This is a genomic window from Symbiobacterium turbinis, assembly GCF_055383075.1.
In genome coordinates this window covers 1138518-1158894 of the sequence record NZ_AP042433.1, presented here as the reverse complement: position 1 = coordinate 1158894, position 20377 = coordinate 1138518, and the positions used below count along the sequence as shown (strand labels likewise).

Annotated in this window: 19 protein-coding genes; 14 read left to right on the top strand and 5 right to left on the bottom strand. The window is 68.9% G+C overall.

Going from position 1 to position 20377, the window contains the following annotated elements:
- Nucleotides 1-78: 78 nt before the first annotated feature.
- The 4 genes from ACZ45O_RS05565 to ACZ45O_RS05550 all read left to right on the top strand — a co-directional run bounded on the left by ACZ45O_RS05565 (nt 79) and on the right by ACZ45O_RS05550 (nt 5569).
- The gene (locus ACZ45O_RS05565) at nt 79-1260 is read left to right on the top strand and encodes a phosphopentomutase (protein ID WP_464856367.1); all 1182 of its coding nucleotides are present in this window, start codon (nt 79-81) and stop codon (nt 1258-1260) included.
- Between the two features lie 266 nt (nt 1261-1526).
- Entirely contained in the window at nt 1527-2627 is a 1101-nt protein-coding gene (locus ACZ45O_RS05560) for an NAD(P)/FAD-dependent oxidoreductase (RefSeq protein WP_464856365.1), read from the top strand.
- A 45-nt stretch (nt 2628-2672) separates the two neighbouring features.
- Nucleotides 2673-3932, top strand: coding sequence for a hypothetical protein (locus ACZ45O_RS05555; protein ID WP_464856363.1), 1260 nt, complete (start codon nt 2673-2675; stop codon nt 3930-3932).
- Nucleotides 3933-4030: 98 nt separating this feature from the next.
- Complete coding sequence (locus ACZ45O_RS05550) at nt 4031-5569, top strand: hypothetical protein (protein WP_464856361.1); 1539 nt, start codon at nt 4031-4033, stop codon at nt 5567-5569.
- Here ACZ45O_RS05550 and ACZ45O_RS05545 read toward each other — a convergent pair.
- Both ACZ45O_RS05545 and ACZ45O_RS05540 read right to left on the bottom strand, forming a co-directional pair.
- The gene (locus ACZ45O_RS05545; protein ID WP_464856359.1) at nt 5522-7072 is read right to left on the bottom strand and encodes a hypothetical protein; all 1551 of its coding nucleotides are present in this window, start codon (nt 7070-7072) and stop codon (nt 5522-5524) included. The genes ACZ45O_RS05550 and ACZ45O_RS05545 overlap by 48 nt on opposite strands.
- Nucleotides 7069-7842 carry an ABC transporter ATP-binding protein gene (locus tag ACZ45O_RS05540; RefSeq protein WP_464856357.1) on the bottom strand — a complete coding sequence of 258 codons (774 nt, stop codon included), beginning with the start codon at nt 7840-7842 and terminating at the stop codon, nt 7069-7071. The genes ACZ45O_RS05545 and ACZ45O_RS05540 overlap by 4 nt, the downstream gene beginning before the upstream one ends.
- A 170-nt stretch (nt 7843-8012) precedes the next feature.
- Between ACZ45O_RS05540 and ACZ45O_RS05535 the strand changes: the two genes are divergently transcribed.
- The 10 genes from ACZ45O_RS05535 to ACZ45O_RS05490 all read left to right on the top strand — a co-directional run bounded on the left by ACZ45O_RS05535 (nt 8013) and on the right by ACZ45O_RS05490 (nt 18107).
- On the top strand, nt 8013-9305 hold the full coding sequence (locus ACZ45O_RS05535) for a D-alanyl-D-alanine carboxypeptidase family protein (protein WP_464856355.1): 1293 nt from the start codon (nt 8013-8015) through the stop codon (nt 9303-9305).
- A gap of 179 nt (nt 9306-9484) precedes the next feature.
- On the top strand, nt 9485-9823 hold the full coding sequence (spoIIAA, locus tag ACZ45O_RS05530) for an anti-sigma F factor antagonist (protein WP_464856353.1): 339 nt from the start codon (nt 9485-9487) through the stop codon (nt 9821-9823).
- 32 nt (nt 9824-9855) lie between these two features.
- On the top strand, nt 9856-10305 hold the full coding sequence (spoIIAB, locus tag ACZ45O_RS05525) for an anti-sigma F factor (protein WP_464856351.1): 450 nt from the start codon (nt 9856-9858) through the stop codon (nt 10303-10305).
- A gap of 7 nt (nt 10306-10312) precedes the next feature.
- A complete protein-coding gene (sigF, locus tag ACZ45O_RS05520) occupies nt 10313-11080 on the top strand; it encodes an RNA polymerase sporulation sigma factor SigF (protein ID WP_464856349.1) in 768 nt (255 codons plus the stop codon).
- 52 nt (nt 11081-11132) lie between these two features.
- Nucleotides 11133-11306 (top strand): hypothetical protein, encoded by a 174-nt coding sequence (locus ACZ45O_RS05515; RefSeq protein ID WP_464856347.1) that lies wholly within the window; start codon nt 11133-11135, stop codon nt 11304-11306.
- A 191-nt stretch (nt 11307-11497) separates the two neighbouring features.
- Nucleotides 11498-11995 (top strand): stage V sporulation protein AE, encoded by a 498-nt coding sequence (locus tag ACZ45O_RS05510; protein WP_464856345.1) that lies wholly within the window; start codon nt 11498-11500, stop codon nt 11993-11995.
- Nucleotides 11996-12184: 189 nt separating this feature from the next.
- A complete protein-coding gene (locus tag ACZ45O_RS05505; protein WP_011195728.1) occupies nt 12185-13582 on the top strand; it encodes an ISLre2-like element ISSyth3 family transposase in 1398 nt (465 codons plus the stop codon).
- Between the two features lie 200 nt (nt 13583-13782).
- A complete protein-coding gene (gene lysA / locus ACZ45O_RS05500) occupies nt 13783-15114 on the top strand; it encodes a diaminopimelate decarboxylase (protein WP_464856343.1) in 1332 nt (443 codons plus the stop codon).
- Between the two features lie 105 nt (nt 15115-15219).
- Nucleotides 15220-16905 (top strand): efflux RND transporter periplasmic adaptor subunit, encoded by a 1686-nt coding sequence (locus ACZ45O_RS05495; RefSeq protein WP_464856341.1) that lies wholly within the window; start codon nt 15220-15222, stop codon nt 16903-16905.
- The gene (locus ACZ45O_RS05490) at nt 16902-18107 is read left to right on the top strand and encodes an ABC transporter permease (protein WP_464856339.1); all 1206 of its coding nucleotides are present in this window, start codon (nt 16902-16904) and stop codon (nt 18105-18107) included. The genes ACZ45O_RS05495 and ACZ45O_RS05490 overlap by 4 nt, the downstream gene beginning before the upstream one ends.
- A gap of 34 nt (nt 18108-18141) precedes the next feature.
- Here the strand turns inward: ACZ45O_RS05490 and ACZ45O_RS05485 are convergent, their stop codons facing one another.
- The 3 genes from ACZ45O_RS05485 to purE all read right to left on the bottom strand — a co-directional run bounded on the left by ACZ45O_RS05485 (nt 18142) and on the right by purE (nt 20355).
- The gene (locus ACZ45O_RS05485; RefSeq protein ID WP_464856337.1) at nt 18142-18540 is read right to left on the bottom strand and encodes a hypothetical protein; all 399 of its coding nucleotides are present in this window, start codon (nt 18538-18540) and stop codon (nt 18142-18144) included.
- A gap of 196 nt (nt 18541-18736) precedes the next feature.
- On the bottom strand, nt 18737-19861 hold the full coding sequence (locus tag ACZ45O_RS05480) for a 5-(carboxyamino)imidazole ribonucleotide synthase (protein ID WP_464856335.1): 1125 nt from the start codon (nt 19859-19861) through the stop codon (nt 18737-18739).
- Nucleotides 19858-20355 (bottom strand): 5-(carboxyamino)imidazole ribonucleotide mutase, encoded by a 498-nt coding sequence (purE, locus tag ACZ45O_RS05475; RefSeq protein ID WP_464856333.1) that lies wholly within the window; start codon nt 20353-20355, stop codon nt 19858-19860. Before purE ends, ACZ45O_RS05480 begins: the two co-directional genes overlap by 4 nt.
- Nucleotides 20356-20377: the final 22 nt, after the last annotated feature.

Genomic DNA, 20377 nt, shown 5'->3' with positions numbered 1-20377 from the left:
GCGAGGAAGGCCCGCTTTTCCCTGCCTCTGCCAGGTGATATAGTGGGAGGGAAGAGTCCAGATAAAGGAGAAAGGCACATGGCAGCAGTCCGACGAGTCGTGTTGATCGTCATCGACAGCGTGGGGATCGGCGCGATGCCCGACGCCGCCGAGTGGGGCGACGCCGGGTCGAACACGGTGGGCAACATGGCCCGTGCGCGCGGGGGGCTGCCCCTGCCCAACCTGGGCCGGCTGGGGCTCGGCAACCTGACCGAGATCGAGGGCACGCCTCCGGTGGCCGACCCCGCGGGCGCATTCGGGCGCATGGCGATCGCCTCGCACGGCAAGGACACGATGACGGGCCACTGGGAGATGGTGGGCATTCGGCCCGAGGCCCCGTTCCGCACGTATCCCGACGGCTTCCCCGAAGACCTCATCGCCGAGTTCTGCCGCCGCGCCGGGGTGGAGGGCGTGCTGGGCAACAAGGTGGCCTCCGGCACGGAGATCATCAAGGAACTCGGCGAGGAGCACCTGCGCACCGGCTGGCCCATCGTGTACACCAGCGCGGACTCGGTCTTCCAGGTGGCCGCGCACGAGGAGCGGTTCGGGCTGGAGCGGCTCTACGAGGTTTGCCAGATCGCCCGGGAGCTGCTGCGCCCGCCGCACCGGGTGGGCCGGGTGATCGCCCGTCCCTTCGTGGGCACCGACCCGACGAACTTCACCCGCACGGCCAACCGGCACGACTACGCCCTGGAGCCGCCGCGGATGGTGTTGGACGAGATCAAGGAAGCCGGCCTCGCCGTGCTGGCGGTGGGCAAGATCAGCGACATCTTCTCGGGCCACGGCATCACCCGGAGCCTGCCCACCAAGTCCAACGCCGACGGCATCGACAAGATTCACGAGTGCATCGATCAGCAGGAGCCCGGGCTCATCTTCGCCAACCTGGTCGACTTCGACATGCTCTACGGCCACCGGCGGAACGTGGAGGGGTACGCCAGGGCCCTGATCGAGTTCGACGACGCCCTGCCGGGCATCATGGACAAGCTGGGCCCCGAGGACGTGCTGGTGGTCACTGCGGACCACGGCAACGACCCGACCCACCCCGGCACCGACCACACCCGGGAGTACGTGCCGGTGCTGGTCTGGGGCCAGGCCATCCGGCCGGGGGTGAACGTGGGCACCCGGGCCTCGCTGGCTGACCTGGGCGCCACCGTGGCGGACCTGCTGGGGGTCAGGGGCACGGGGTACGGCGAGAGCTTTGCGAAGGAGATATTGGTGTAAGCGACGGGAGCGCCCCTGGTCGGGGCGCTCCTCGGCGCGTATGGGGGTGTTTGCCTGTGTGGGCGCCGCGGGCCGGGGCGCTGCGGCGTGTTGGAGTCAGGTGGCGGAATCGAAGCGAAGATCATCCGCCGCATACCACGACCTCCGTCTTTCTCTCCAACCTCTCTAACTGCCGGGGTGGCCCCCGGGTTACGCGGCCCGCACGGCGTGCCGAATGCCGGGGAAAAGCCCCGGGTTCGGGCATGCTACCTTCGGGAGGTATGTGCATGCGCATCGCCATCGTCGGAGCGGGGCTGGCCGGGCTTGCCTGCGCCCACGAGCTGGAACGGCTGGGGCACCGGTGCGAGATCTTCGAGAAGCGGGACCGGGTCGGCAAGATGTTCAACACCGTCGAGACCATGCTGGAGGCGCTCACCACCGACCCGACCAAGGACGTGTTCGAGACGCTGCGGCAGGAGCTGCACCTGCCGGTGAACCCGGCGAACCACATCACCAGGCTGGTGCTCCACTCACGGTCGCGCGAGTCGCTCATCAGGGGCCGGGTGGGGTACACGACGATCCGCGGGCCCGAGGAACGCTCGCTGGAGCAGCAGCTGGCCCGCCACTGCCGCTCGCCGATCCACTTCGACCAGAATCCGGACGTGGAGGCGCTCATGGCCGAGTACGACTGGGTGGTGGTGGCGACCGGCTCGCCCAAGTGGCCGAAACACTTCGGTCTCTGGGAGCGGGATATCGCGTGGTACGTGCGCGGCGCCAACGTCATCGGCGACTTCAACCCCGGAGAGCTCCACTTCTACTTCGACACGCGGTACGCCGGCACCGGGTACGCCATGATCGCCCCCTTCGACGGGCGCATGGCCTCGGCGGGCGTCGGCGTGCCCGACACCACCGAGGAGCAGCTGGAGGCTTACTGGAACCGGTTCCGACAGGAGCAGGGGCGGTTCTGGGAGCAGGTCGAGGACGAGTACAAGCTGGAGTGTTACGAGATGGGCCGGGTGCGGCAGCGGGTGCTGGACAACGTCATCTTCGTGGGCAACGCCGGCGGGTTCATCGAGCCGCTGGGCATCACCGGGCAGTCCAGTTCGCTCGCCAGCGGCGTCTACGCGGCGCGCAAACTGGCCCTGGGCGACGACCAGTTCGACCGATTCGCCGCCCGGTGGGACCACTACTACGCCGACCTGATGCGGCTCCGGCTCAACGTAAACGCGTGGTCTGACCAGGAGATGGAGCGGTTCGTCGGCATGGCCGGGCGCGGCGTGGGAAGCGTGCTGATCCGCTCGCCGCTCAACCTGCTGGACCTCGCGGGCACCGCCATGGCGTACCTGCCCGTGGCCCAGGACCCGTCGCCAGAAGTCGGGCCTTCCTGAACGAGATTAAGCCGATCGCACCTGCAACGACGGAGGATGGCGGACGTGCAGTCGCCCTCAGAACCCCGGTACCGGAAGATGATCATGACCCCCCTGGGGGTCAACTTTGTCCACACCTGCAATCCCTGGGTGGCGGTGTGGTGGTCGGTCGCCCTCCCGGGGCTGGGGCACTTCTACCTGGGCGCCCATCTGAAGGGCTTCATCCTCATGTCGCTGGAGATCATCCTCAACAACCTCTCGCACCTCAACCTGGCCATCTACCACTCCCTGCTGGGCGACGTCGCCCGGGCCAGGGAGGTGCTGGTGATGAAGTGGGCCTTCCTCTATCCGGCTGTCTATCTGCTTTCCTTCTGGGACGCCTACCGGCTGGCCGTGGAGCTGAACTGGCTGGCGAAGCTTGAGGCGCAGCAGCCGCAGCGCCACTTCAACTATCAGCACTTCTGCATTTGGGGCCACGGCATGCTGGTGAAGCGCTCGCCGTGGGTCGCCTGGTTCTGGTCCACGTTCGTCTTCGGCGCGGGCCACCTGTACAACTCGCAGCTGCTCAAAGGCGCCATGCTCATGGGCTGGCAGATCGCCCTCATCGCGCTCGCCTCAGCCAGCAACGCCGTCTACCTCACGCTGCTGGGCCAGGGCCGGCTGGCGGCGGAGAGCGTGGACTACCAGTGGCTGCTCTTCCTGCCCAGCATGTACCTCTTCAGCATGTGGGACGCCTACCACGACTGCGTCGAACAGAACAAGCTGGCGGAGGAAGCCCAGTGGGACTGGCTTGGGCGCCAGCGGGGGAGGGCGGGTGACAGTGTGCGGACCGTCGTCGGGGTGGTGCTGACCACGAAGGACCTGGAGCTGGCCCTGCTGGCCCTGCAGCGCCGGGGGTTTCCGGCGGACGCCATCCGCTGGGGCCGGCTGGAGCGGAGACGGAGGCCGTCGCGTCCCGACGGACTGCGGGAGTGGCTGATGCTGGGCGGAACCCTGGGTGATACCTTCCGCCGGGCCGACGGCATCAGCCTGATGGACGGCGTGACGGCGGGGGCCACCATCGGGTCGCTGGCCGGGGTCGTGTACGGATCTGTCCTGGCGCCGGGGCCCATTGGCGGCGGCGTGGCGGGGCTGCTGGGCGGCGGCTTCGTGGGTTGGCTCTGCGACCGGTGGATCAGCCGGGGGCGCTCGCGGGATGCGGAGGCGGGGCAGCTGCAGCGGCTGGGCTGCATCATTCAGGTGACATGTCCGGACGCCGACCGGGTGAAGGAGGCAAAAGAGGCACTGGAAGACGCAGAGGTGGTGCTGGTCGGCGTGATGGAGTAGCCGCGAAGCCCGCGCCGCCGGGGCGGGTTGGCCCGGCCATGGTGCGGCCGTAACCGTCCGGGCGATGCTGCCGTTATGAATGGTCGGAGGTGCCGAGATTGAGATCAACACGGGCTCTGAGGTGGACCCTCGTCTGTCTGCTGGCCGCGGCGCTGGCCGGCTGCACCGCACGGCCCGGTGCGCCGGACGGCGGCGTGCCGACGGCAGGCCACGTGGACGGGAGCGACCCCGCGGGGGACGGCAACCGCCCTGCAGACTTCGGCAACGGTCCTGCAGGCGAGGGCAACGGTCCTGCAGGCGACGGCGACGGCCCTGCAGGCGACAGCGACGGCCAAGCCGGCCCGGGCAAGGGCGACACAGGCGGCGAGAGTGCGCCCGCGGCAGCAGAGGAGGCTGCGCGCGGGGAGCTGACCATGCTGGACTGCCTGCAGCGGTTCGGGCTGGCGGGACTGGGTCCGGCCGTGCAGGATCTGCTGCAGGGGCTGCCATCCGACGAGCTGTGGCAGTGCGTTGCCCGCACGGCGAGGGCTGACCGCGCCTACCGGGCGGCCGTGGCTTACGACATTCTGGTCACCGGCGGGGAGAGGATCGATACGTCGCTCCCAGGGTACCAGGCCTTCGCCCGCACGACGGAGCTGGACTTCGGCGAGGCCCGGAACCTGCCGGCGCCGGACGGCTGGACGCTCCTGGACGCCCTGCCCTCGCCCAGCGGGCGGTACGTCGCAGCGCGCCTCGCCGGCGGCGGTGTGGGCTGGTGGGCCGTGGACGGCAGCGCGCACGAGCGGTACGACGCCGCGGGGTACGACCTGGTCTGGCATCCGGCGGAAGACCAGCTGGCGTTCATCAGCGACGGCAACCGGATGCACCTGGTGCGGCCCGGGGGGCCGGTCGTCCACCAGGTCTTCGAAGCGCCGTCGGATGCCCCGGTCCGCTTCCCGTACTGGGCGCTGCAGGAGTGGCACGCTGCCTCCGGCAGCAGCTACCCGCCGGGCACGGTGCTGGTCCTGGCCGATCCGGAGGGCGAACCGGAGGGGCTGGCCCTGCGCCCGGACTCCGGCCGGTGGGAGCGCTTCCCGGCGAAGCAGATCTTCGCCCCCGGCAGCGAGGTCGTCTTCCCGGCCTGGCTCACGCAGCCCTGGAGCGCAGGGTCCGGGGACTACCTCCACGTGGATCGGGAGCGGGGTCTTGTGGCCTACCCCAATCGCGGCGGCTCGGCCTACACGTTCTACCAGGTGCCGGAAGACGCCGAGCCGGTCTTCCTCACCTGGAGCCCCGGGGCGGGGTTCTTCGCCGTCGTTGAGCGCCGGGAAGGGCGGCTTGCCGCCCAGCTGTTGCGGGCCTCCGGCGACTACCGGGGTGAGCACTTCAGCATACCCCTGGAAAGTGCCGATATTGCCATCTGGGACGACGGGGTCACGGCGTTCACGGCGGCGGGGCAGACGGTCACCGCGAAAAACCACCTGACCGGTGCAGAACGCACCTGGCAGGTGGAAGGGGAGGTGCGGGGCATCAGGCTCGGGCGTCATCAGCTCTACATCATCCTGGCCGACCGGCTGGTGGCGGCGCCCTTCACCGAGGCGACCGCCGTCTCAGCGGCGCCAGGTGCGGAGCAACCAGCCGACGCCGCCCAGAAATAGCGCCAGCGGAAGCCCCAGGGCCACCGCCCAGGCGACCGGCGCCGGCAGGGGCACCCAGGGCCGGCCGGCGGCCGCCCAGAGCGGCAGGGCGGTGGAGACGGTGAGACCCAGGGTCCGGGCCAGCGAGAACCACGCGCTCGACTGCACGGCCGCCGAGCCCCCCTGCTCCACCCGGGGGGCGCCGGCGGCTTCGGGCTCTTCCGGCTCCTGGTCGGCCGTCGCGGCCGCGGCGCCGAAGCCGCCCATCAGGCCGGCCAGCAGCCCCAGTTCCGTCCAGAGCAGCAGGACCAGCGCCGTGGAGGACGGTAGTGCGGCGGCCAGGCTGCCCACAGCCACCGCAATGGCCACCAGCAGGAGCGATGGCACCAGCAGCGAGGTGAACTTGGCCGCCACAAGCTTCGCGGTGGGCACCGCCGCCAGCCGGTAGAGGGCGATGGTCACCCGCTCTTGCTGGAAGACCTTTGCCACCCAATGGCCGAAGGCGTTGAACCAGGCGAGGAGGGAAAGGCCGCCGATGGAGCCCACGAGCCCGGCCATCGGCTGGTCGGCGGCGCCCCGGCCGGCGAACCAGACGCCCACGACCCCGGCGATGAAGATGAGCAGCTGCGTGCGGGCCATCCTGGAGCGGGCCAGCTGCAGCCACTCCCGGGAGAGCACCGCCCGCATCACGCCGTCGCCCAGCGGCAGCCAGTAGGAGCGGCCGGAGCGCACCGTGTCCTGCTCGCCCAGTTCCAGCACCCGGTAGAGCCCGTCCCGGTAGTGGCTCTCCACCCACCGCGGGCGGACCAGCAGGGCCAGGGCCAGCAACAGGCCGGGCAGACCGGCGACTGCCGCCATGGTCGTCAGCACCGACCGGCGGGACTCACGCATGACCAGGGCCAGCTCGGTGGCGGTGCCGCCTGAGCTGAGGTAGATGATCGCCGCGGTCATCATGGCGATGGTGAGCACGCCGAAGATGGTGTTGCCGTGGCGCATGGTCTGGGGATGATACCGGCCCCAGAAGGTGAGGAGCAGGAGCCCGGCCAGGTGGGCCAGCATCCCCGCGGCGAGGCCCGTGAGCCAGAGCAGGGCAAGGGCCGGCCACCGCCCGGGCGGCGGGATGATGGCCGAGTAGGCCCAGGCCCAGAGCAGCGTCGTCCACGCGCGCGCCGGCACCGCCTCGATCACCCGGCCCAGCAGGAAGGCCAGCGGCCGGGCGGGGGTGATCTGAAACAGCGGGACCAGCAGGCCCTGGTAGAGCTGCATCTGCCCGCGGGAGAAGCCGTTCATGAGGCCGAACCAGGCCATCTGCGCGCCCATCAGGGTGAGGGCCCCGAAGAGCCCTGCCTCTGCCGAGTCCGGCGCCACCGCGGGCGCCCGGCGCGCGATGACGAAGACCATGAAGCCCTGGAGCGCAAGCCAGATCAGCCCGGCCTTCATCCGGGAGAAGCGGAACAGGCGGTTCCAGCTGGCCTGCCAGCCGGAGCGGGCGACGGCCAGCGAGAGGGAGACGATGCCGTTCACTGCAGCTCACCCTCCGTCACTTCTGCGGGCAGCGGGTCCCCGGTGAGCGCCAGGAAGCTCTCCTCCAGGTTGGCGCCGGGAATCCCGGCCTGCTCGGCCAGCTCGGCCGCGGTGCCCTCTGCGATCAGCCGGCCGCGGTGAATCAGCCCGATGCGGTCGGACAGCTCCTCGGCGATCGAGAGGATGTGGGTGGTGAGCACCACGGCCACGCCCTCCCGGGCCCAGGCCTTGATGAGGTCCTTCACCTCGCGGGCGGCGCGCGCGTCGAGGCCGTTGGTCACCTCGTCCAGCAGCAGCACCTGGGGGCGGTGCAGGAGGGCCGTGGCGATGGCCATCTTGCGCTTCATCCCCAGCGAGAAGTCGCGGATCAGCCGGTCCCCGTGGGGCGTGAGGTCCATCAGCTCCAGCAGCTCCTCCGCGCGGGCCCTGCCCTCGCTGCGGCTCAGCCCGTAGAGGTCGGCCATGAACCAGAGGAACTCCCGGGCGGTCAGGAGTTCGTGGAGGATCGGCGTGTCGGGCACGTACCCGATGGTCCGCTTGGCGGGTTCCGGGTTCTGCCACAAGTCGTGCCCCTGAATGATGACTCGCCCGGACGTGGGCGGCAGAAGGCCCACCATCATCTTCATGGTGGTCGTCTTGCCGGCGCCGTTGGCGCCGAGAAATCCGAAGATCTCGCCGGGCTGGACGCAGATGTTCAGGTCCTGCACGGCGAGGTGGTTTTCGTAGGCCTTCGTCAGGTTTTCCAGCTTGATCGCGGGCTGCGCTGCCACCGTCGTCCTCACTCCGATTCCAAGTTTGGTGACTTTCGTTGCTACTATAGTTCCGACGTCAGCCGCCCTGCGCTGGGTTCGGCTCCGCCGCCGGGTTTGCGGCCGTGCGCGCAAGTGTGCATGTCCCGCGGGCAGACTAGCACCAGAGACTCTGCGAGGAGGCATGACCCATGTGGAGAACGCGCATGCGCCGCTGGGCGGCCCTGCTGTGCGTCGTCATCGCACTTTCGGCGCTTTCGCCCATCGCGCTGGGCACGGAGCGGTGGCCGCCGGTGCCCGACGTCGAGGACGGCGACAGTGTGCTGGGGGGCCGGCCCGCGGGCGACCTGGATGAGGCGGTGGAGGCCGCCGCAGACCAGGAGGCCGGCCGCGAGGACCCTGTGAAGATTACGTCGCCCTCCGCGGTGCTGATGGAGCCGCTGAGCGGCCGCGTGATCTATCAGAAGAACGCCCGCGAGCGGCGCAACCCGGCCAGCGTCACCAAGATCATGACCCTGATCATCGCCTACGACGCCCTGCGCGAGGGCAAGGTGAACCTGAAGGACCCGGTGACCATCTCGGAGGAGGCCAAGCGGCAGCCGGGCACCACCATCTTCGCCGACGTGGGCGAGACCTTCAGCCTGGAGGAGCTGCTGCTCTCGGTGGCGGTGGGCTCGGCCAACGACGCGGCGGTTGCAGTGGCGGAGCACGTGGCCGGCTCGGTGGAGGCCTTTGTGGCCCTGATGAACGCCAAGGCCAGGGAACTGGGCATGAACGACACCCACTTCGTGAACCCCACCGGGCTCTCGGCGGAGGGGCACCTCAGCACCGCCTACGACATCGCCCTGATGAGCCGCCACGCCGTGCTCAACTACCCGGAGCTGGTCAAGCTCACCGCCATCTACGGCGCCGAGCTGAACGTGCCGTGGCGCAAGAACGGGCCCAAGTTCCAGCTGTGGAACAACAACAAGCTGCTCACCTGGTACAAGGGTGCAGACGGGCTGAAGACCGGCTGGACGCAGGCAGCCGGCTACTGCCTCGCGGCCACGGCGGTGCAGAACAATACCCGGATGATCGCCGTGGTCATGGGGGCGGAGAGCGCCAAGACCCGCAACATCGAGGTCGCCCGGCTCCTGGACTACGGCTTTGCCAACTACACGGCCGTGGAGATCGCCCCGGCCGGCAAGAAGTTCGGCCCGGTGCGCGTGGCCCGGGGGGCCGTGCCGGCGATCGAGCCGGTCCCGCGCGCTGCCTTCGGGGTGAGCGTGCCCAAGGGATCTCAGGACAAGGTGAAATGGGAGGTGCGGCTGCCCAGGCAGGTCGCGGCGCCCCTGGAGAAGGGCCAGGTCGTGGGCGAGATCGTGGCCACGCTGGAGGGGCAGGAGGTCGGCCGCATCGAGCTGGTCGCGCCCGAGGCGGTGGGGAAGGCGAACCTGTGGCAGTCCGTCGTGCATACGGTGCGCGGCATCTTCAGCTTCGACTGAACATCTTGCGGCAGGCCCGCCGGCGCCGGCAGCCGGCGGGCTTCTCGCGCGCATTTGGTCGAATGTTGTCGACCGAAAGATGCCATGCCCGGCAGGAAATGGCAGACCAAGGGAAGAAATTGCCTGAATCACGCGCGGCCGCGGCGGGCCGCGCAGAGCAGGAAGGAGCGTGGCCGGCCATGTCATCGATGGAGTACGAGCTGGTAGGGCAGAGCCTGATCGTGCGGCTCTCCGGCGAACTGGACCTCGTGGCGGCCGCCCGGTTCAAGGAAGCGGTGGAGGAGCTGATGGACCGGTGCCCCGTCCGCCACCTGTACGTCAACCTGGCGCGCGTCACCTTTGTGGACAGCGCCTTCCTCGGCTCGCTGTTCGGGCGGTACCGGCGGATCAGCCGGGAAGGCGGCCGGGTGGGCGTGATCGGTGTGCCGCCGCAGGTGCGTTCGGCGCTGGAGCTCTCCGGCGTCTTCCACACCATGGAGGAGTTCCGTTCCGAACAGGAGGCGCTCTCCGCGGGCTAGGCGGAGCGCCGTGCAGGAGAGGGGGCAGCGTGATGGTCGCAGAGAACCGGGTCATCGTTGAGCTGGCCGCCATCCCCGAGAACGTCGGCGTCGCCCGGCTCATGGCCGCAATGGTGGCCGCCCAGGCCGAGTTCACCGTCGCGGAGGTCGACGAGGTGAAGCTGGCGGTGTCCGAAGCCGTGACCAACGCCATCGTTCACGGGTACCGGGGCGACAGCCGGCAGATGGTCCGCATGGAGGCGGCGCTGGAGGACGGCGAGCTGACGATCGTGGTGATCGATCACGGCAGGGGCATCGAGGACGTCGCCCTGGCCATGCAGGCCGCGGTGACCACCGATCCGGAGCGGATGGGGCTGGGCTTCTCCTTCATGGAGGCCCACATGGACCAAGTGGAGGTGACGTCGCAGGTCGGGCAGGGGACCCGGGTGAGCATGCGGAAGCGGCCAGCGGCAAAGGACGTCGCCTCGCTGAAGGGCAGTTGAGCGGGCCATGGCGCGTGAGAGCACCCTGGAGGAGCGCGGCTGGCCTGACGACGAGGTCAGGCGGCTGGTCGCCCTGGCCCGGGCAGGCGACAAGGCAGCGCGGGACCGGCTGGTGGAAGGAAACCTCCGGCTGGTGCGGTCGCTGGTCGCCCGCTTCAGCGCCTCCGGCGCCGATCCCGAGGACCTGTTCCAGATCGGCTGCATCGGCCTCCTGAAGGCCATCGACCGGTTCGACCTGAGTTACGACGTGCGTTTCAGCACTTACGCCGTGCCGCTCATCATGGGCGAGATACGGCGCCACCTGCGCGATGACGGTCCGATGCGCGTGAGCCGCAGCCTGAAGCAGCTGGCCCAGCAGGCCCGGCGAGTCCGCGAGCGGCTGGCCGCAGAGATGGAGCGCGATCCCACGGTGGCCGAGGTGGCGGAGGAACTGGGCGTCTCGCCCGAGGAGGTGGTTGAGGCGCTGGACGGCGTGAGGCCGCCGGCCTCCATCCACCAGACGGTGCACGAGGGCGACGGCGACCCGATCTACCTTCTGGACCAGCTGGCCGCGGAGGACGGCCAGCGGGAGGGGCTGTGGCTGGACCGCGTGGCCCTGCGGGAGGGGCTGAACCAGCTGGACGACCGGGAGCGCACGGTGATCCTGCTCCGGTTCTTCCGCGACAAGACGCAGACGGAGGTGGCCTCGATCCTGGGTTGCAGCCAGGTTCAGGTGTCGCGCCTTGAGCGTCGCGCCCTGGAGCGGATCCGGAAGCACGTGACGGCCGCCAACTGATGTGTAGAGCCGGGGGCCGGCGGGGAATCGTAGTAGCCGAGGTGGCAGGAACATGCGCTTGGCCTACCGCGAGAAGCGGCTGTGGTGGGGAATCGCGCTGGGGGCGTTGCTGCTCGCCGCGGCGGCCGCCAGCACCTGGTACTGGTACGCGTCGCACCCGAAGCCCCCTCCGGCCGGGGCCACACTGGTCGACGGCGCCGCACGGCCCGGGGGGAGCTTCGCATAGCACGGCTGTGCAGCGTGGGATGCTAGGGGTCCGGGGGCCGAAAGGCAGCGGCTCCGCCCACGGCTCGGCTGGCGGGTCAGCCGCCCGAGGCCCCCGGCGCATCTTGCGGACGCGGGCGCCCGGGGGAGATTTGTCTGAAACCGCCCATTCGCGTCATTCTCCTGACCGACGGCGACCACGCGGCGCGGCGCGTGGCCGAGGAGGCGGCGCGGCGGCTGGGGCTCCGCTGCATCTCGGCATCCGCCGGGAACCCCACGCCGCTGAGCGGTCCGGAACTGGTGGAACTGATCAAACAGGCGGTGCATGACCCGGTCCTGGTGATGGTCGACGACAAGGGCAACCCCGGCACGGGTCCCGGTGAGGAGGCCCTCGCCTACATCTGCCGGCATCCGGACATCCGGGTGCTCGGGGCCGTGGCGGTGGCTTCCAACACCCGGCGGGCGCAAGGCGTCGAGGTGGCCCTCTCCGTCGACCGCGGCGGGCGCGTGCGCGAGGGCCCGGTGGACAAGGACGGGCAGCCGCGCAAGCGGGGGCGCCTGCGGGGCGACACGGTAGACGTGCTGAACCGGCTGTCGGTGCCGCTCATCGTGGGGGTGGGCGACCCCGGCAAGATGGAGGGGGCAGACGACCTGGAGGCGGGATGCGAGATCACCACCAGGGCGATCATGGAAATACTGGAGCGTTCCTGAGCCCGGACGCGCCGACAGCGCCCGGGCTTTTCGGTGCCCCGCGCCGCAGGTGCCGGTCTGCGCACCCCGTGTGAGTAAAGTTTTCGTGGGTACAACACATTTTTTCTCCTGAAATAGCAGGACGAGAGATGTGCCCTTCCAAAGTGTTGAGATTGGCCAATACCAACACGAGGAGGGTCATCTCTCGTCATGGAGCAAATTCGTGCTGCGGTGGATTTCTCCTTTCAGGAGATTGAACGTTTGGCTTGGCAACAGACACTCGACTGCTTCCGCGAGGCTTTGGTCGAGGCGCTCTCTGCGATTGACACGGCGCTGTACGAGAGCCGAGACCCGAGTCGGTATGTGTACAAGGAAATGCGGTCCCGAAGCGTCGTCACCAAGTTCGGGCCGATCACGTTCCAGCGCCGCTACTACTGGGACCGCGAGGAAGAGCGTTTCGTGTTCCTGCTGGATGAGGTGTTGGGAATAGCGAAACGGCAGCGGGTGAGTGACTCGGTAAGGGCAGATGCGGTTGAAGCGTCTGTGACAGCTGGATCGTACCGGGGTGCTGCGGCAGAGCTGGAGCGGCGGGATTGCCAGGTGTTTGTCAGCCATGAAGCGATTCGGCAGTGGAACCTGCAGACCGGAAGGGCGCTTGCAGCGGCGGAAAAACAGCAGCAGATGACGTTGGCCGGTACCCGACGTGTGCGGGTCTTGTTCATCGAGGCAGACGGGTTCTGGCCAGCTCGTCAGCGTGGCAAGAAGGCAGAAGTCCGGCTGTTTGTGATTCATGAGGGTTGGATCCAGCGAGGCCCAGGTAGTAAGGAGTACAGCCTGGTGAACCGGCGCGATTTCGTGCCCGAACCGGGCAGGGATAGCTGGGAGCAGTTGAGCGAGCTTCTGGAGAGCGAGTACGACCTAAGCGAGACCTGGGTGATCATCAACGGGGACCGGGCGTTGTGGATCCGGGAGGGCGTGACGTGGTTTCCCAAGGCGCTGTACCAGATCGATCGGTTCCACCTGAAGCGGGAGTTAAACCATGTGCTGCGCCACCGGCCCCAGCGCTTAGAGCAGGCACACGCTGCACTTGAAGCAAACGATGCTGGACGGTTGCTGGCGGTGCTGGATGAAGCGCATAAAGCCGAGACCGACACGGATCGTCGTGGGAAGATGCGCCGGCTGCTGGCCGACCTCAGGACGATGCCGGAGTCAATTCGAGATTACCGTATTCGGCTGCAAGAGCGGGGCGTCAACGTTGAGGGGTTACGCGGCGTGGGCGCCGCGGAAGGGGCGGTGGAGCGGTATTCGGCACGGCTGCGGAAGGTGGGGCGGAGCTGGTCGGAAAGTGGCCTGATGGCAATGCTGCAGGTGATGGCAGCATATTATCGCGGCGCTTTACGGGGGGCCGTACAGTACGTTGAGCGTGCGTTGGGGCTTGAATCTGTGAACGCGGCTGCGGAGAAAGTGCGCCATCGGGTTCGTGAGACCGTAGGCCGGGGAGTCGATGCTGCCCGGCATGCACGCATGCCGATCCTGAACGCCGGTCGCAACAACAGCGGAGGATACTCCAAGACGTTCAGGGGGTTTGCGGGTCTGGTGACCAGGTAAAAAACGAGAACGGTAGTCAGCGTCCGTTCAAGAACCAGATTTATACAGAACACTTTTGGAAGTGAGACGTACCCACTTTGGCTTGACAGGCCCGCGCACCCCGGCGGCGTTGACAGTTGACGAAGCGGGATGCTATTGTGGGTAATATTTATGAGGCGGTGCTCTTGACCGGCCGACATCCCCGGAGGGAGTTATGCACGATGCACCTGTACGGCACTGCGTCCCGCAACGCGCAGGGGCGCCTGACCATCGGCGGCGTTGACGTGGCGGACCTGGCGAGGGAATTCGGCACGCCGCTGTACATCATGGACGAGGAACTGATCCGCCGGAACTGCCGCGCCTATGTGGAGAGCTTCCGGCAGCACTACCCCGACTTCGACGTGGCGTACGCCTCGAAGGCTTTTCTCTGCACGGCCATGGCCGGACTCGTGGCGCAGGAGGGGCTGTCGCTGGACGTCGTCTCCGGCGGCGAGATCGCCACCGCGCTGCAGGCCGGGTTCCCCATGGAGCGTGTGTACTTCCACGGCAACAACAAGACCGCCGACGAGATCCGGCTGGCGCTGGAGGCCGGGGTCGGCCGGTTCGTGGTCGACTCGACCCAGGAGCTGCAGCTCCTGAACCGGCTCGCCGGCGAGCGGGGGGAGGCCGCGCGGGCCCTGCTGAGGGTCACGCCCGGCGTCGAGGCCCACACGCACGAGTACATCAGCACCGGCCAGCTGGACTCCAAGTTTGGCATTCCCATCGCGGGGGGCCTGGCCCTGGCGGCCGCACAGGCGGCCCTCGGGATGCCCAACGTTGAACTGACCGGCTTCCACTGCCACATCGGCTCCCAGATCTTCGACCTGACCGGCTACCGCCTCGCGGCGGAGCGGATGCTGGCCTTCGCCGCGGAGGTCCGGGACCAGACGGGCTTCACGGCTTCTGAGCTGAGCCTGGGCGGCGGGCTCGGGGTCCGGTACGTGGAGGGCGACGCGCCGGCGCGACCGGCGGAGCTGATCGCCTGCCTGGCCGACGCCGTGCGCAGCGGGGCCGCCGCGCACGGCCTGCCGCTGCCGAGGCTGATCGTGGAGCCCGGCCGCTCCATCGTCGCCGAGGCGGGGACCACGCTCTACACCGTGGGCACGATCAAGGAGATTCCCGGCGTGCGCACCTACCTTTCTGTGGACGGCGGCATGGGCGACAACATCCGGCCGGCGCTCTACCAGGCCCGCTACGAGTGCGCCGTCGCCAATAAGCTGGACAGCGAGCGGGGGCGGATCGTCACCGTTGTCGGCCGGTACTGCGAGTCCGGCGACGTGCTGCTCACCGACGTCGCCGTGGCGTCGGACGTGGCCCCGGGTGACCTGCTGGCCGTCTTCGCCACCGGGGCCTACAACTACAGCATGGCGTCCCGTTACAACCGTTTCCCCACGCCGCCGGTGGTCTTTGTGCGCGACGGCCGGGCGGATCTGGTGGTGCGCCGGGAGACGTTCGCCGACATGGCGGGCTGTGACGTGCTGCCGCCGCGCCTGCAGCCCCGCCGGGCGGAGTAGACGCTCCTTCCGCTTTGCCCCCGCGTTTTTTCCAGGAAGGTGGAACCAAACGGCGAGCATCACCTGTCTAAGGAATGATAGGCCCGCATAATGAGGTGAACCAGATTGAGGCGGAAGGTAATTGCGATCATGATCGTGCTTGCGGTGCTGGGTGGCGGCTGGTTCGGCTACCAGCGCTTTTTCGGCCGGGATTCCTCCGTTACGGTGATGGCCGAAGGGCCGGAGGGCGCACCCGTCGTGCAGGTGGAGCCCGTGAGCCGGCGCATGCTGGTGCAGGAGGTCTTCTCCCCCGGCCAGGTGCTGGCCGGCAACCTGCAGGAGTACAAGGCCCCGCTGGCCAGCCCGCGGGTGACGGTCCTGGTGGAGGCCGGCGACCAGGTGGAGGAGGGCCAGGTGCTGGCCGAACTGGACGCGACGGAGCTGCAGGAGGAGGTCAAGGCGAAGGAGCGCGATCTCCTGCAGGCGCAGCGGGACCTCGAGGAGCTGCTGCGCCAGATGGAGAGCGCGCCGCTTCAGCTGGAGCGCAACCTGCAGGAAGCCCGCCGTCAGCTGATTGAGGCGCAGACCAACCTGGCGCGGGTGAAGGCCGGGGGAGGCGGCGGCGAGAGCACCGCGGTGAAGCAGCTGCGCGACCAGATCGCCCAGCTCCGGAACCAGGCGGCGGCCGCGCAGCAGCCGGTGGAGGAGGCCCGCCAGAGCCTGATGGCCGCCGAGGCGGCCTACATGGCCAACCCCGGCGACGTCGAGGCGGCCCAGCGGTACCGCGCCGCGGACGAGGCGTACCGGGAGGCCGTGAGGAAGAGCCAGCAGACCGCGCAAGAGACCGCCGAGAAGCTGGCCGAGGCTGAGGCGGAGCTGGATGCCCTGCTGGCGGCCGGTGAGGGCGAGGCGGATCAGGACACCCGGATCAGGCTGGCGGAGATTCAGGTGAGCCTGGCGGAGGTGGCCGTGCGGGAGGCCGAGGAGGCCCTGCGCCGCGGCCCGGACATGGGCCAGGTCGAGCTGGCCGAGGCCCGTGTGGAGGCCGCGCAGGCCACGCTGGACAAGCTGCGCGCCAATCTGGAGTCGACCCGCATCGTCGCCACGGCCCCGGGAACGGTGCTGAGCGTCAGCGTGAAGGACGGCGACCCGGTGCAGCAGGGCGCCCCGCTCCTGCGGGTGGGCGACATGGAGCGCATGGAGCTGGTCGGCCAGGTGGAGGCCGTGGATCTGGACAGCCTGGAGCCCGGGCAGACCATCATGGTCACCTCGGCGCTTCTGCCGCTGGCTCACTTTGAGGGCGTGGTCACGAGCATCAGCCAGCAGACGGCGCAGAGCAACGACTACTACGGCGGCCCGTACTACATGGGCGACTCCGTGACCTTCGAGGTCCGGGGTGAGGTGCAGAACGCCGATGGCCGCCTGAAGAGCGGCATGCAGGTGGAGATGCGCATTCAGACCGCCCAGCGCGAGGACGTGATCGTGGTGCCGCTGCTGGCCGTGAAGGAGGAAGCCGGCCAGGCCTTCGTCCTGGTGGTGAACGACTACACCGTGGAGCTGCGGCCCATCCAGACCGGACTGGTCACCAACCGCGAGGTCGAAGTGATCTCGGGGCTGGAGGAGGGTGAGATGATCATCACCTCCCCGTTCGGGCTGATTGAGACGCTCCAGGACGGCGACCAGGTGCGCATTGAGGTGAGTCCCTGGATGGATCCCGGCATGGGACCGGGGATGAGGCCGGGGGGTGGGCCGATGCCCGGGCGGGTTCGGGTGGTGCCGCTCGGCCTCCTGACGGGGGGCGGGGTGCGATGAACCTGCTGGAGACCTTCAGCGTTGCGCTCTCCGCGCTCTGGGCGAACAAGCTGCGCTCGGCTCTGACGATGCTGGGCCTGATCATTGGCGTCGGTTCGGTGATCGCCATCATCGCCATCGGGCGGGGCACTCAGAAGGCGGTGGCCGCCGAACTCGACGCCCTGAACGGCGGCGTCTTCCAGCTCATGGCCATGCCCGAGTGGTCGCCCGAGGGCCAGCCGACGGCCAGGCTGCGCATGTTCACCGAGGAGGATATCAGGCTCCTGAAGGAGGCCCTGCCGGAGATCGACGTCATCGACCCGCAGGTCGGCATGGGCGCGACCATCAAGTTCCACCGGGAGACCGCGTGGGACTGGCTGCGGGGCGCGGGCACCGACACGGCGTCCCTGATGAACATCGAGCTCTCCTCGGGCCGCTGGTTCACCGAGGAGGAGATCATCCGCGGCGACCGGGTGGCGGTGGTCGCGGCCAACCGTCTGACGTACCTGCTCGGCGAGGGCGTCGACCCGCTGGGGATCGAGCTGATGATCAACGGCTACCCCTTCCAGGTGATCGGCGTGATCGCGCCCAATACGGGCATGCTGTCGCAGCTCCTGGGCGGCCAGGGCGGCGATTTCTACATCCCCCGCAGCTACATCACCCGCGTCACGGGCCAGAACAGCTACGACCACCTCACCGTGCGGGTGCACGACGGCTACGACCCGGTGGAGGTCAAGGACCTCGCGGTGCGGGTGATGGAGCGCCTGTACCCGGGCACGGGTTACCAGGCCCACATCTGGACTGACTTCATGGGCGAGTTCAACCAGGTGATCTCGATCGTGACCGGCGTGATGGCGGCCATCGCCGGCATCTCGCTGGTCGTGGGCGGCGTGGGCATCATGAACATCATGATGGTCTCGGTGACCGAGCGCACCCGCGAGATCGGGCTGCGCAAGGCGATCGGCGCCCGGCGCAGCGACATCCTCATGCAGTTCCTGGTGGAGGCCCTCACGCTCTGCCTGATCGGCGGCGCCATCGGCATCCTGCTGGCGGCGGGGCCGGTCACGGTGGCTGCCAACTTCCTCGATGCGCCGCTGAGCATCGACCTCTACGCGATCACGCTGGCCCTGGGCTTCTCCGCGGCCGTGGGGCTGATCTTCGGCGTCTACCCGGCGGTGAAGGCCGCGCGCATGGATCCGATCGAGGCGCTGCGGTACGAGTAAGAACAAGATCGTCGCCCACCAGTGGGCGAGTTCCCTATGCGCGCAGCAGGGGCGGTGCAGACCATGCACCGCCCCTGCTGTCGGTCAGTCTGTGGCGTCGCCGCGCCCGTCGATGCGGGCCGCGATGGACTGTGCCCTCTGCGTGACCGCATCCATCCGCACTCGGGGTGTACACCGAGACCAGCATGAACCAGCGCCGGAGCCGGGGTTGTTCGTGCAGGCGATCCCTGAGGCGCTGGAACCGTTCCAGCGCAGCTTCCGGCTCTCCCGCATCCAGCAACGGGCGTCCCTGGAAGAACTGCCGCAGGGCCTGCCGCTGGATCCGGCGCAGGATCAGCAACAGGACGGGCAGGCCGACAACCACCAGCGGGTGAAAGTGAGCCGCCGCGAAAATGGCGATGATACCGGCAAGGATGACGATCAGCGCCAGCATGGCAACAAGCCTGGTGTGGGCTACCCGAGAAATGCGAACTCCTCCCCCGTGCCATTCCCACAGCCCGTCGAGCGTACGGCGAATCGAGCCGTATGCTCGAGCGCAAATCTTCTACGGGTACTGTAATTCACGGGGGAGGAGAAGTCTCCTGCCGTATTGGTGGGCCCCCATATTGGTTGGGCGTTGGCGAGTCTGCCTAACGCTGCCCACGAATGGCCGCCTTGGCCGCCCGGGCCCGCTCCAGCGCCTCCTCGGCGTTCGCGCCCAGCACGTTCATGTGGCCCATCTTCCGGTGCGGCCGGGCCTCCCGCTTGCCGTAGAGGTGCAGCTTCACGTGCGGGTCGGCGAGGGCCCTGCCCACGTTCAGCGGGAAGTCCTCGCCCATCACGTTCACCATGCAGACGGGGCTGAGGAGGTCCACGGCGCCCAGCGGCAGATCGCAGACGGCCCGGATGTGCTGCTCGAACTGGGACGTCGCGCACGCGTCCTGCGTGTAGTGCCCCGAGTTGTGGGGGCGGGGGGCCAGCTCGTTCACCAGCAGGCTGCCGTCGGGCAGGCAGAACATCTCCACCCCCAGCAGTCCCACCAGCCCCAGCCCCTCCGCGATGCGCACCGCCAGGTCCCGGGCGGCGGTCTGCGTCGCCGCATCGACCCGGGCCGGCACGATGGAGTACGCCAGGATGTTCAGCTCGTGGATGTTCTCGGCGACAGGGAAGGCCGCCACCTGCCCCGACTCGCTGCGGGCCACCACCACGGAGAGCTCGCAGGCGAAGGGAATGAGCCGCTCCAGCACCAGCGGGCGGCCGGCCAGGGCCTGAAGGGCCCGGTCCGCCTCCTCAAGCGTGCGGATGACCGCCTGGCCCTTGCCGTCGTAGCCCATGGTGGCGGTCTTCAGCACGGCCGGCAGGCCCACGGCCTCCAGCGCGGCCGGGAACTCCTCCGCCGCCTCTACCGGCCGCCAGGGCGCGACCGGGATGCCCAGCCGCTCCAGGGCCTGCTTCTCGTAGATGCGGTTCTGGCAGGCGCGCAGGATCTCGACCCAGGGGTGGACCGGCCGGCTGGCAGCCAATCGCTCCAGCATCCGCGCGTCGATGTTCTCGAACTCGTAGGTGATGACCCTGGCCACGTCCGCCAGCGGCGCCAGGGCCTCGGGGTCGTTCAGCGCCCCGACGACCACGTGGTCGGCCACCGGGGCCGCGGGGCAGTCGGGGTCCGGATCGGCCACGGCCACCCGGTAGCCCATCGCCCGCGCGGCCAGGGCGGACATGCGGGCCAGCTGCCCGCCGCCGACGATGCCGATCACCTCGCCGGGCAGGATCATGGCTGGCTCTCCTCCACCATCTGCCGCATGTAGGACCGGTACTCCTCCAGCGTGGCCTGCAGCTCGGGCGACTGCAGGGCGAGGATCTGCGCCGCCAGGAGGCCGGCGTTTCTGGCGCCCGCCTTGCCGATGGCCATCGTGGCCACCGGCACGCCCCCGGGCATCTGCACGATGGAGAGCAGCGAGTCGAGGCCATTCAGGGTGGAGCTCTTCACGGGCACGCCGATCACCGGCAGGATCGTCTTGGAAGCGGTCATGCCGGGCAGGTGCGCGGCGCCACCGGCGCCGGCGATGATCACCTTCAGGCCCCGCGCCGCCGCGGACTCCGCGTAGGCGAACATGGCGTCCGGCGTGCGGTGCGCCGAGACGACCTTCATCTCGTAGGGAACGCCCAGTTCATCGAGTACGGCTGCGGCCTCCTGCATGGTCTCCAGGTCCGAGCGGCTGCCCATGATGATGCCCACAAGCGGGCCCGCCTTTTTCGTCTGCGTCATCCGGTGCTGACCCCCTGTCTGC

Excerpts from the sequence above, each read along its gene's own strand:
- ACZ45O_RS05490 (WP_464856339.1), top strand. The coding sequence starts at position 16,902 with ATGAACCTGCTGGAGACCTTCAGCGTTGCGCTCTCCGCGCTCTGGGCG.
- sigF (WP_464856349.1), top strand. The coding sequence starts at position 10,313 with ATGGCGCGTGAGAGCACCCTGGAGGAGCGCGGCTGGCCTGACGACGAG.
- lysA (WP_464856343.1), top strand. The coding sequence starts at position 13,783 with ATGCACCTGTACGGCACTGCGTCCCGCAACGCGCAGGGGCGCCTGACC.
- ACZ45O_RS05565 (WP_464856367.1), top strand. The coding sequence starts at position 79 with ATGGCAGCAGTCCGACGAGTCGTGTTGATCGTCATCGACAGCGTGGGG.
- ACZ45O_RS05485 (WP_464856337.1), bottom strand. The coding sequence starts at position 18,540 with ATGCTGGCGCTGATCGTCATCCTTGCCGGTATCATCGCCATTTTCGCG.
- spoIIAA (WP_464856353.1), top strand. The coding sequence starts at position 9,485 with ATGTCATCGATGGAGTACGAGCTGGTAGGGCAGAGCCTGATCGTGCGG.
- ACZ45O_RS05535 (WP_464856355.1), top strand. The coding sequence starts at position 8,013 with ATGTGGAGAACGCGCATGCGCCGCTGGGCGGCCCTGCTGTGCGTCGTC.
- ACZ45O_RS05560 (WP_464856365.1), top strand. The coding sequence starts at position 1,527 with ATGCGCATCGCCATCGTCGGAGCGGGGCTGGCCGGGCTTGCCTGCGCC.
- purE (WP_464856333.1), bottom strand. The coding sequence starts at position 20,355 with ATGACGCAGACGAAAAAGGCGGGCCCGCTTGTGGGCATCATCATGGGC.
- ACZ45O_RS05505 (WP_011195728.1), top strand. The coding sequence starts at position 12,185 with ATGGAGCAAATTCGTGCTGCGGTGGATTTCTCCTTTCAGGAGATTGAA.
- spoIIAB (WP_464856351.1), top strand. The coding sequence starts at position 9,856 with ATGGTCGCAGAGAACCGGGTCATCGTTGAGCTGGCCGCCATCCCCGAG.
- ACZ45O_RS05515 (WP_464856347.1), top strand. The coding sequence starts at position 11,133 with ATGCGCTTGGCCTACCGCGAGAAGCGGCTGTGGTGGGGAATCGCGCTG.
- ACZ45O_RS05480 (WP_464856335.1), bottom strand. The coding sequence starts at position 19,861 with ATGATCCTGCCCGGCGAGGTGATCGGCATCGTCGGCGGCGGGCAGCTG.